The 10,887-nt window shown below is 43.5% G+C and carries 9 protein-coding genes and 1 pseudogene; 5 read left to right on the forward strand and 5 right to left on the reverse strand.

Annotated elements, in window-relative coordinates; translation table 11 throughout:
- The 4 genes and pseudogenes from PSI22_RS20080 to PSI22_RS20095 form a co-directional block, all read right to left on the reverse strand.
- Positions 1-287 (reverse strand): annotated as a pseudogene (locus PSI22_RS20080) (3-hydroxy-3-methylglutaryl-CoA lyase); the annotation flags it as partial.
- A gap of 35 nt (positions 288-322) precedes the next feature.
- Positions 323-1,510, reverse strand: coding sequence for a multidrug effflux MFS transporter (locus tag PSI22_RS20085; protein ID WP_273581281.1), 1,188 nt, complete (start codon positions 1,508-1,510; stop codon positions 323-325).
- 534 nt (positions 1,511-2,044) lie between these two features.
- Positions 2,045-2,614, reverse strand: a complete 570-nt coding sequence (locus PSI22_RS20090; protein ID WP_273581282.1) for a HutD/Ves family protein — start codon at positions 2,612-2,614, stop codon at positions 2,045-2,047.
- Between the two features lie 126 nt (positions 2,615-2,740).
- Positions 2,741-4,162, reverse strand: coding sequence for an aminotransferase-like domain-containing protein (locus tag PSI22_RS20095; protein WP_273581283.1), 1,422 nt, complete (start codon positions 4,160-4,162; stop codon positions 2,741-2,743).
- Positions 4,163-4,300: 138 nt separating this feature from the next.
- Between PSI22_RS20095 and PSI22_RS20100 the strand changes: the two genes are divergently transcribed.
- From PSI22_RS20100 to PSI22_RS20115, 4 genes are all read left to right on the forward strand, one after another.
- Entirely contained in the window at positions 4,301-5,638 is a 1,338-nt protein-coding gene (locus tag PSI22_RS20100) for a cytochrome ubiquinol oxidase subunit I (RefSeq protein WP_273581284.1), read from the forward strand.
- The gene (gene cydB / locus PSI22_RS20105; protein ID WP_273581285.1) at positions 5,628-6,635 is read left to right on the forward strand and encodes a cytochrome d ubiquinol oxidase subunit II; all 1,008 of its coding nucleotides are present in this window, start codon (positions 5,628-5,630) and stop codon (positions 6,633-6,635) included. The genes PSI22_RS20100 and cydB overlap by 11 nt, the downstream gene beginning before the upstream one ends.
- On the forward strand, positions 6,616-6,774 hold the full coding sequence (locus PSI22_RS20110; protein ID WP_273581286.1) for a DUF2474 domain-containing protein: 159 nt from the start codon (positions 6,616-6,618) through the stop codon (positions 6,772-6,774). The genes cydB and PSI22_RS20110 overlap by 20 nt, the downstream gene beginning before the upstream one ends.
- Before the next feature lie 66 nt (positions 6,775-6,840).
- The gene (locus PSI22_RS20115) at positions 6,841-8,091 is read left to right on the forward strand and encodes an ATP-binding protein (protein WP_273581287.1); all 1,251 of its coding nucleotides are present in this window, start codon (positions 6,841-6,843) and stop codon (positions 8,089-8,091) included.
- Positions 8,092-8,159: 68 nt separating this feature from the next.
- On the opposite strand, the gene phoH is transcribed toward PSI22_RS20115, so the two are convergent.
- A complete protein-coding gene (phoH, locus tag PSI22_RS20120; protein ID WP_273581288.1) occupies positions 8,160-8,948 on the reverse strand; it encodes a phosphate starvation-inducible protein PhoH in 789 nt (262 codons plus the stop codon).
- Positions 8,949-9,192: 244 nt separating this feature from the next.
- On the opposite strand from phoH, the gene PSI22_RS20125 reads away from it, so the two are divergent.
- Positions 9,193-10,305 (forward strand): site-specific integrase, encoded by a 1,113-nt coding sequence (locus PSI22_RS20125; RefSeq protein WP_273581289.1) that lies wholly within the window; start codon positions 9,193-9,195, stop codon positions 10,303-10,305.
- Positions 10,306-10,887: the final 582 nt, after the last annotated feature.

Consider the following 10,887-nt stretch of genomic DNA (forward strand, 5'->3'; position numbering starts at 1 on the left):
TTCATCGCATGGATATCATCGGTATTGATATTGTGCGGGTGGGCAATGACTACCAATTTTGCCTCAGGCACTGCTCGGTGAATATCCCAGATATAACTGTCTGGCGACATACCTGTTAGGCCAATATTAGAAATAGGTTTAAAAGAACCATTACGATAACCAATTTCGAACCATTCCATTCCACTTTTGGTCAATGTTTCAACATGATTTATCGCGTATTCTGTTGTAAAATTAAAATTATTCAGATATCCGCCATCACGCAGTGTTACATCTATATTATTAACCATTTTTCATTCCTGCTTAGTTTCTATTGTTGCTTTGTTTATTTTTTACCGCCCCTATCACCCATTAAATAAATAACGCTACCGATGAGAACAACAACTGTGATGATCATTGCCACTTTCATAGGGTCATGGTGAGATATATAACCAATAAACAGTGACGTCATTCCTGCGCTGCCTAATTGCAATGTTCCCATCACCCCGGAAGCTGTCCCGGCTGATTGTGTATGAGCGGCAATTGCTGATGCCGTACCAAGTGGCAGCAAAAAACCATTACCAAAAGTCAATACTGATATTGTTAACACAGACGTTAATAATGGACAGGAACTCAAAAACATTTGTACAGTGAAAGCAATACCTCCAAGAGTAAAGATGATATAACCATGCGAAATAGTTTTTTCCATGCCCTGCTGGCGACTTAATTTCTTAGCAGTAAGATTACCCAATACATAACTCAGTGAGAGCATGATATAGGTGTAACCAACATATTTTTCTGGTAATCCCATCGTTGTAAGAATAAATGGTGATTCGATCAAATAGGAAAAATATGCTGTATAAGCGAAGCAAGGGATTGCCGCATAGTAAAGAAACTCTTTATTTCCTAGCGCTTGGTATATACTGACCAACACACTTTTAACATTCAATTTCTGACGCTTTTCTACGGGTAGTGATTCTTTCAGCACTAGTAAACACAGCATAAGCGTGGCTGTTATAAATAAGGTAAGAAATAAGAAACAAGATTTCCAGCCATAATACTCACTTAACACACCACCGATCATTGGTGCCACAGCTGGTGACATTCCCACAAAAGGGAAAATAATTAGATACAAATGAGCGGCCTCTTCTTTCCCCATCAAATCATTAATAATGGCACGACTTAATGTAATACCAGCACAGGCTCCCACTCCCTGAAATAGACGCAATAATAGCAATTCACTGATATGTGTACTGTAAAAAATACCGATAGTTGAAATCAGCCATATGATAATTCCAAAAATCAGAATCTTTTTTCTTCCTAAACAATCACTTAATGGACCATAAATAAGTTGAGAAAAAGCTATGCCAAATAAAAATATGGCTATCGCACTTTGTACACTAGATTCACTAACATGATAATATCCTCCCATTTTACTCAAAACGGGTAGAAATATATCCGATGAAATCAACCCTCCCATAGAAAGAAAAGCCATTAAAATGACAAATAATAAAGATGAAGATTTATTTCTCATGGACTATTAACCAATTAATATAAAAAACACCATATGTCAATTAAAATTACATAAAACTAATAAGATGATTCATTTAATATATGACATTGAAATACTTTTAATTTCACATTAGAATAGTTATCAAAAGTATATATTTACATTTAACTAAAACCCAAACACCTCCATCTTTTATAAAATCCATTTTTCAATTGAGTTTTTAAAAGCAATAATTACAGGTAGAACTATAAAAATTCATATCCAACAAGTATTAGACTTAGTACTACAGCCGTATTTTTCTTTCTTAACAGAACATAGCCCATTAGAATATACCAAGTTTATATATTTTCTCTTCATCATAGAGCTCAGAAAAAATACCTATCTACAGTGGTATAACTAAGTATGGAGTCATCTTCTTCTGCTTGACTGATGATCACTATAATCTACTTAACTTGAACTCTTGTTAAACCGTCACTCATATTTAGCCTATATCCCCATTCATCTTTCAAGTAGCGGCCTGACATTACACCAAGCCGCATCCGGTAAGTATTTCAATAATCACCCAATCAGGCGTAAATCAACCCACAATAACTGGCTATCCGTCACCAGCGGTTTAATTGAACCTTCCCGTATATCTGGCAGCCACCAGGCTCCTTGACCGAAAGCAAGCTGAACACAATCTGCGCCCGTCATTTCCCAGCGGCCTTTTAAAACATAAAGCACACCACTGTGAGACGTCGGTAAAAGATGCTCATGGGATATCACCGAAATTTCGGAAGCCCAGCAAGAGCGACGCGTCATGATATTGAAACACTGGACAGAGCCATCCAACAATTCAGCATGCCCGCGAATATCGCCAGAAAAATGGAAGGGTGTCATTTTTTTCACCAGTTCGTGCTCAAGAAAACCCGGACTGGTCAATCTGATCCCCTTTCCCTTCAATAAGACAATGGAGCGGTCAATATCAGGAAACTGCCCCAATATTTCACTTTCATAAATTGACGTGAAACAGGCCCGCCAAGCGAAATCATCAGAAACTGGCCAACAAACAATATCCCTTGTTTCGCCTGTCCCGCCTGACCATTGCGTTCTTGGTAACGTTGCATAATCGAAATATTTCATTTTCATGCCACCTCCTCACCACTCTTAAGCCCTGTGTGTACTTCCAGAAGACGGTTAACGTCGAATTGTTAACTCCAACATTCGCAAATAATTCTGCCTACGACAACATAGAGATAATTGAAATGTGATTGATTACCCGCATTCCCTTAATAGCGTATGACACAAGTCTGCCAAAGTTTTCATTGCTGAAGCCTGCACATCATTCCATGCAAATGACGTGTTCAAGCGAAAGGCGTGATCAAACTGAGAACTGGTAGAAAACATGCTGCCCGGAGCAATACTGATCCCTTTGGCCAGCGCCAGTCGATACAGCCGGTTAGCATTGAAAGGCGGTTCAAACTCCAGCCACAGGAAATAACCGCCACGTGCGCTGTTCACTTTCACCGAATCAGGAAAATATTCACTGATCGCCCGTAAAACCTGACTTTGCCGCTGTTCCAACTGACGCCGCAACCGTCGCAGATGGTTATCATATCCCCCGTGAGCCAGATATTCCGCAACCGCCAATTGTGTTGGTGCGCTGGCTGAAACCGTGCTCATCATCTGCAATTGCTGAATTTTCCCTGCGTGCTTTCCTGCTGCAACCCAGCCCACGCGGTATCCGGGGGCAAGGCATTTTGAAAATGATGAACAGTGCATGAAATTATTTTCTTTATCCCATGCTTTGATTGGCATCGGCGGTTCTTGATCGAAATACAGCTCGCCATAAACATCATCTTCGATCAGGGCAATATGACTGCTATTCAAAATCGCCACCAGCCGCTGTTTATTTTCGGATGGCATCGTGTTGCACAATGGATTTTGGAAACGAGACATCAACCAGCACGCCTTTATCGGGTATTTCTGCACGATCTCTTCCAGTGCATCTAAATCAATGCCTGTCCGCGGATCGGTTTTAATCGCGATAGCTTTCAGGCGCAGGCGTTCTATGGCCTGCAACGCACCATAAAAAGCGGGCGATTCAATCACCACCCAATCTCCCGGTGAGGTCACGGATTGTAAGCTAAAACTTAATGATTCCATTGCCCCCGCAGTGATCACGATCTCATCAGGAGAAACGTGAATGCCGTGGGCGGCATAACGACGGGAAATATTCCGCCGCAATTTCTCATTGCCAGGCGGCAAACTCTCCAACGAACTGTGAGGAACAAAGCGACGGGCAACTGAGGCCAGTATTTTGGATAACTTTGGCTCATTCAGTAGAGAAGGATCGGGAAATGCCGAGCCAAAAGGCACGATTTTGGGGTCTTTGCATGCCTGCAACACATCAAAAATAGAGGCGCTGATCTCTACACTCTCACTTAAATGCAGGCCTTTTCCGCCTTTCGCCGCCGCAAATTGCGTTAACCGAGCGGCCACATAATAGCCAGATTGCGGGCGGGCCACGATCCAGCCTTGACTTTCCAGCAACTGATAGGCTTGCAGCACCGTCATCAAGCTTAATCCTGATGATTTCACCGATTCCCGCAGTGATGGCAATTTGTCGCCCACCTGCCAAATATCATCCTCTATTTGCTGGCGGATAGCCCCAGCCAACTGTTCGTAACGTGTCATATCGCCTGACCTTCGGTAAAACTGTTATAGGTAATAAACAGATAATTGTCACTATTATACCCTAAATTCCTGTGTTTTACTTATCCGCACCTTCTAACTTCATCGCCCCATATGATTCAACTAAAATAAGAGGTCACTATGTTTGGGTTAAGTGCCCTTGAACTCGCAAGGATACAGTTTGCCTTCACGATTTCTTTTCACATTATTTTTCCTGCCATTACGATAGGCCTGGCTAGTTTTCTAGCCTTATTGGAAGGGCTATGGCTAAAGACACGTAATGCAGACTACAAAACGTTATACCACTTCTGGTCGAAAATTTTTGCAGTTAATTTCGGTATGGGAGTAGTTTCTGGTTTAGTGATGGCCTATCAATTCGGCACCAACTGGAGTTTTTTCTCCGAATTTGCCGGCAGTATTACGGGCCCGTTGCTAGTCTATGAAGTGTTGACCGCGTTTTTCCTTGAAGCAGGATTTCTTGGCGTCATGCTGTTTGGCTGGAGTCGAGTTGGCGAAAGGCTGCATTTTTTCGCCACTTGCATGGTTGCCCTCGGTACAATTATCTCCACATTCTGGATCTTGGCCTCCAACAGTTGGATGCAGACACCGCAGGGCCATGAAATCATCAATAATCAAATCGTTCCTGTTGACTGGTTTGCCGTGATTTTCAATCCCTCCTTTCCTTATCGTCTGCTGCATATGGGAACCGCTGCGTTTCTCGCATCAGCGTTCTTTATTGCAGCCTCCGCTGCGTGGCACCTGCTGAAAGGCAATGATTCCTCCGCCATGAAGAAAATGCTGTCAATGGCAATGTGGCTGATTCTGATTATCGCCCCGTTGCAGGCCATCATTGGTGATTTTCATGGCTTGAATACCCTGAAATATCAGCCAGCCAAAGTTGCCGCAATGGAGGGGCATTGGGAAAACCGTCCCGGCGAAGCCACTCCGCTGATCCTCTTCGGCATTCCAAATCAGGAAGCAGAAGAAACGCGCTATGCCGTCAAAATTCCTTATCTTGCCAGCCTGATCCTGACACACAGTACGGATAAACAGGTTCCGGCATTGAAAGAATTTGCACCCGAAGATCGCCCCAATGTTTTTATGGTGTTCTGGTCATTTCGTGTCATGGTTGGGCTGGGAATATTGATGATTGTGGCGGGCGTTTGGGGATTGTTACTGCGCTATAAAAAACGGTTATATGAAAACAGAACGTTTCTCCGGTTTATATTCCTGATGGCACCTTCGGGTCTTATCGCCATTCTGGCCGGTTGGTTTACCACGGAGATTGGCCGCCAGCCGTGGGTTGTATATGGCTTAATGCGTACCAAAGATGCGGTATCGGCACATGGCGAGATCCACATGAGCATCAGCCTGCTTATTTTCTTCGTCGTTTATGCTGCCGTCTTTGGTGTTGGTTACGCCTATATGATGAAACTGATCCGCAAAGGCCCCAACAAGGAGTTAACAAATGGGCATTGATCTTCCCCTGATTTGGTTTCTGATCATTATATTCAGTACCATGATGTACATCGTGATGGACGGTTTTGACCTCGGCATCGGCATTTTGTATCCCATGATGAAGGGGCAGTCAGACCGCGATTTAATGATGAATTCCGTAGCGCCGGTCTGGGATGGCAATGAAACTTGGCTGGTGCTGGGCGGTGCAGCGCTGTTCGGTGCTTTTCCTTTAGCGTATGCGGTGATCTTGGATGCACTGGCAATCCCGCTGACTATCATGCTCTTAGGACTGATATTCCGGGGTGTCGCGTTTGAGTTTCGTTTTAAAGCCGCGCCAGAACACCAGCACATCTGGGACAAAGCATTTATTTCTGGTTCAATCATCGCCACTTTTACGCAAGGAATGGTGGTTGGCGCGGTGATTGAAGGCTTTCCGGTCGAGAACCGCACCTATATTGGAGGGGCTTTCGATTGGTTTGCCCCATTCCCGCTATTCTGCGGCTTTGGTCTGGTTGTCGCTTATGCGTTGCTGGGATGTGGCTGGCTGGTGATGAAAACCGAAGGCCACCTGCAACAGCAGATGTATCGCATTCTGCGCCCGCTGACGCTGCTGATGCTGGCCGTCATCAACATTATCAGCCTCTGGACCCCCATCGCGCATCAGGCCATTGCCGAACGCTGGTTCAGCCTGCCTAATCTGTTGTTCTTTATCCCTGTACCGCTACTCGTTATAGGGTCAAGCTGGAAACTCCTGCAAGCTAACGAGAACACCAGCCATTACACCCCATTTCTGGCTGCATTACTGCTGATATTCATGGGGTTAAGTGGATTAGGGATCAGTATCTGGCCAAATATCATCCCGCCGTTGATTGGTTATCAAGAAGCGGCCGCCCCACCGCAATCACTGGGCTTTATGCTGGTCGGTGCCCTGTTCATCATCCCAATCATACTGGTCTACACCTTTTGGAGTTATTATGTCTTCCGAGGAAAAATCACCCATGAACAAGGTTATCACTGAGTCCGATTCTCCCCGCCCTTCCCTCTGGAAACGGCTGGGTTGGCTGGTCACCATCTGGCTTGGCAGTGTACTGGCACTTTACGCTGTCTCTTCGCTATTTCGTGTCTTAATGACAACAGCGGGAATGAAAGTTAAGTGATAATTAACCTCTTTTAATTAATTGAGCTAAGGTTTTGATCAGGAAAACGGAAGGATTGTTTAACTGATGAAAACTTTCTCTGACAGTCCAATAGCAGCAACAGGCTGGTTATGTGGCACAGCCATCACCATCAATTTGTCTGTGCTGCTATTTCTTGGTTTGAATACCCCGCTCACTTTGCCCGGAAAGCTGTGGGCCATCTTTGATATCCTGAGTATCCTGTGCCTTTTAAGCTTGCTGTATAAAGCCGATATGATTTCGCTCCAGGTGGCATCATTTTGTAAAATAAAACAGAGAAAGATAACTGTCTTGAAACGGGATAAGCAATACCTGCGTTTTCTTATCTCCGTCCATTCTCAACTCAATCTTAATACTTCACTCTCTGATAATTTTCATGGGGTATTTTTTAGACTTAACCAATTCATCCCCTTTGGCGAAGTCAGGATCACGCTTTATCATCCACCGCGTAAATATCATTTTGAATATCCCCGTAGCCCCTTTGACGTCAATCTTCCACGGATACAAAAATGGGATTTATATGACAGGCATACTTTTCACGGCATAATTCAAATCAAGATTAATCAAACTCAGATTCTGTCTTCTTATGAACGGGATCTGATCCAGTCTGTTACTGATGTGCTGGCAAAACACCTGTCCCTGAAAAATACCGTGCATCAGCAAATTCAGCAGGGGCTGATCAATGAACGGGAAAATATTTCCAGAGAATTACATGACACAGTGGCACAATCATTTCTGTTTCTGAAAATTCAGATTAACAGCCTGCATGTGCGCCACGATAAATTCTCCCGACAGGCTTTAATCGCCTTGCGGATCATAAAAGAGGAATTAACTTTAGCCAGTCAGCAATTAAGGGAAATGCTGGCCACACTGCGGGCAGAAAAAAACCATTATGACCTGTATGAATCCCTGCAATCCCTGATAAAAGAATTCAATCATCGGCTGGGATTTCAGATTGAATTTCATTATCGGCTTACTCACCAGATTATTCCCATCGGCCACCGCCGTCATTTGGCGCAAATTATCCGTGAGGCCTTAAATAACTGTTATAAACATGCTGACGCGAGTTGGATCAGCATTCGCATCTACCCGATAGGCAAAAAGATTATCACGGTTATCAGTGATAATGGCCGCAGCATCCATCAAGAGCAGATTAAGGCTCAGTTTGGTCTTGCTATTATGCGGGAACGGGTCACTCTCATTTCAGGGCAAATGAAGATCAAAAAACGCAAACAAGGCGGCACCGAAATTGAATTTCAATTCCCGCTGCAAGATGAGCAGCATAATATAAAAAAATAAAAACGACTATTAGGCTTCATTATTGATTTTGGCTTTTATCAAAAATCAATATATGAAGCCTTTTATTATCAACAATAAGCCAGCAAGGCTTTCTGACACAATCGGGAACGAACACAGTCTTCCTGAGAAAAATGAATCACACTAATCGCTTCATCATCAGAAAATCGCTCCAGTGCATCTATCAGCCCGGATGTAGTGCTCTCCGGCAAGTCACACTGGCTCACATCACCATTAACAATGACGGTAACATTTTCTCCCAGCCGGGTTAAAAACATTTTCATTTGATTGACTGTCACATTCTGCGCTTCATCAAGGATCACAAACGCATTTTCAAATGTTCTGCCACGCATGTAAGCAAAAGGGGCTATCTCTACTTTCCCTATTTCAGGGCGCAGACAATATTGTAAAAACGAAGCACCCATCCGTTTTAATAAAATGTCATAAACCGGACGAAAATAAGGTGCAAACTTTTCAGCCATGTCACCCGGCAGAAAACCGAGATCTTCTTCTGCCTGCAATACCGGACGCGTTACAATGATTTTATCAATCTCTTTATTGATTAACGCATCAGCCGCCATAACGGTACTGATAAACGTTTTACCGCAACCCGCTGCACCATTGGCAATAACTAACTGCTTATTATTAATTGCCCGCATATAGCGATGCTGCATTTCATTACGTGGACGAATTTCAGAAGTATCCCTGTTCTCACGCGCCATTCCAATAGCCTCCACTCCGCCAATCGGCACCAGTGAGGTGACATTATCATCATTGCGATAACGCGACTGGCGCAGGTCTTTTTTTAACATTCTCCTGACTTCACGACGAGATTTAATCACTGTTTTCTGTCTACCCATAGTCGCACACCTTATCGTTGGCTTCACACTTGCGGTGTTCTATCATCGATAGAATAACTATAAAGAAATATTTCTCATATAATACGCTAAACCCCATTGTACCTTGCTATTATTCTGAATTACTTGTATTTCTATTTTTGCTGATTTTCGTGCATTTCAGGTAATTTTAGGTTATTTTTGAATTGTCAGCACCCCTAACAGCACCCCATTAAATCGTGAAAATTTGAACTGGAGAACATCACACATGGCTTACTATAGCATTGAAAAACGCCCCCGCGCAGACGGTACTATCCGCTATCGTTGCACTGTTGGTGTCAAGTCTGGTGGTAAATATATCTATAGAGAGAACCGTACATTCGGAAAACAGTCCCACGCTAAAACATGGGGTGCTATGCGAGTGGCTGAATTGGAACAGAACGGGGTTCCTATGCAGAATGACACCGAAGATTTAACCGTAGGTGACTTGTTATGCAAATATATCAATGACCCAAATTTAGGAAAAAAAGCAGGGAAAAGCAAAAAGTCCGTATTGAACTCATTATCAAAAAGCGACCTCGCAAAACTTGCACTCACTGAACTTTCTATTAGTCATATTATTGAACATTGCAAGCAACGATATTCCAAAGGTATTACTCCTGCCGCCATCAATCATGATGTCATCTATTTATCAACCGTCCTGAAATCCGCCAAGCCTGTCTATGATGTAGATTACACCTCAAATCCTGCACATGAAGCCCGTTCAGTTTTAACCCAAATGGGGTTAATCAGTAAAAGCCAACGACGCAGCAGAAGACCAGAACGCGAGGAGTTAGATAGATTAATGGAAGTGCTACGAAGACGAGGTAGTCACTGGACAAGCAATATCCCTTACGAGGATATATTGAATTTTTCAATACTTTCCTGCATGCGCATTGGGGAGGTATGTAAAATCAGATGGAATGATATAGACGAAAAACAAAGAGCTGTACTCGTAAGAGACAGAAAAGACCCCAGAAAAAAGGCAGGTAATCACATGTTTGTCCCTTTACTAGGGGAGGCATGGGATATTGTTCAAAGGCAGCCCAAATCTGATGATGGACTTATATTTCCCTACAATACCATAAGTATATCTCGGGGATTTCACAAGGCATGCACCGAACTAGGCATTGAAGACCTCCGTTATCACGACCTACGCAGAGAGGGAGCAAGTCGTTTATTTGAGGCTGGCTTCTCTATTGAAGAAGTTGCTCAAGTTACAGGTCACCGATCTCTCAATGTATTGTGGCAGGTATACACAGAACTGTACCCACAATCACTGCATGATAAGTTTAATAGACTGATGCAGCAGAAAAAAGACGATTCCACCTCGACTACCTGAAATCACTTTGATCGAACTTCGGTTGACAAAACAGCGTCAACCAAATTTACCAAATGCAGTCATTTCGTCAACCAACCTACCCACTAGTTTGCTGATTACATTGATGGGATATCACATCTTGCAGCAACCGTGGCGATTTTGACCCTAGTTGATTAACTCATTGATTTATCCGAGGTCCTCACTTTAGCTTGCAGAAGATATCGATATTCCTTTGCGCCGGGTTATCACGTACCCAACACACGAAAGCACAAGGTATGCGAAAAATTTCTCACACCCTCACCCGTGAGTATAAAACCAAAGTGGGCATTCTCACTTAAATGGGCTTTCAAATCCCAATTGGCGCGATCAGCCAAAAATTTGTCCGATTGGAACTGAGCCAAACTGAGGACCTCGACTACAGGTTGGTACGTTAAACGTACAGAGCTGTTTTTAACCTACCCTCTTAAAGAAGGTAGCCTCTCAAATTGGAGGCTCCTTAAACTGAAGGAATCCCTACAGTTAATTTTCACTGCCTCCGTTTGAAACGGAAGGATGCCGGCACCATGCAGAGGTTAAAGACGGGAAATCCCGCTTTTAGCTAAC

The organism is Xenorhabdus aichiensis (assembly GCF_028598775.1).
In the GTDB taxonomy this organism is placed as follows: domain Bacteria; phylum Pseudomonadota; class Gammaproteobacteria; order Enterobacterales; family Enterobacteriaceae; genus Xenorhabdus; species Xenorhabdus bovienii.

Bases quoted from the DNA above. Each gene is read 5' to 3' on its own strand.
- PSI22_RS20085 (WP_273581281.1), bottom strand. From the start codon at position 1,510: ATGAGAAATAAATCTTCATCTTTATTATTTGTCATTTTAATGGCTTTT.
- PSI22_RS20090 (WP_273581282.1), bottom strand. From the start codon at position 2,614: ATGAAAATGAAATATTTCGATTATGCAACGTTACCAAGAACGCAATGG.
- PSI22_RS20095 (WP_273581283.1), bottom strand. From the start codon at position 4,162: ATGACACGTTACGAACAGTTGGCTGGGGCTATCCGCCAGCAAATAGAG.
- PSI22_RS20100 (WP_273581284.1), top strand. From the start codon at position 4,301: ATGTTTGGGTTAAGTGCCCTTGAACTCGCAAGGATACAGTTTGCCTTC.
- cydB (WP_273581285.1), top strand. From the start codon at position 5,628: ATGGGCATTGATCTTCCCCTGATTTGGTTTCTGATCATTATATTCAGT.
- PSI22_RS20110 (WP_273581286.1), top strand. From the start codon at position 6,616: ATGAACAAGGTTATCACTGAGTCCGATTCTCCCCGCCCTTCCCTCTGG.
- PSI22_RS20115 (WP_273581287.1), top strand. From the start codon at position 6,841: ATGAAAACTTTCTCTGACAGTCCAATAGCAGCAACAGGCTGGTTATGT.
- phoH (WP_273581288.1), bottom strand. From the start codon at position 8,948: ATGGGTAGACAGAAAACAGTGATTAAATCTCGTCGTGAAGTCAGGAGA.
- PSI22_RS20125 (WP_273581289.1), top strand. From the start codon at position 9,193: ATGGCTTACTATAGCATTGAAAAACGCCCCCGCGCAGACGGTACTATC.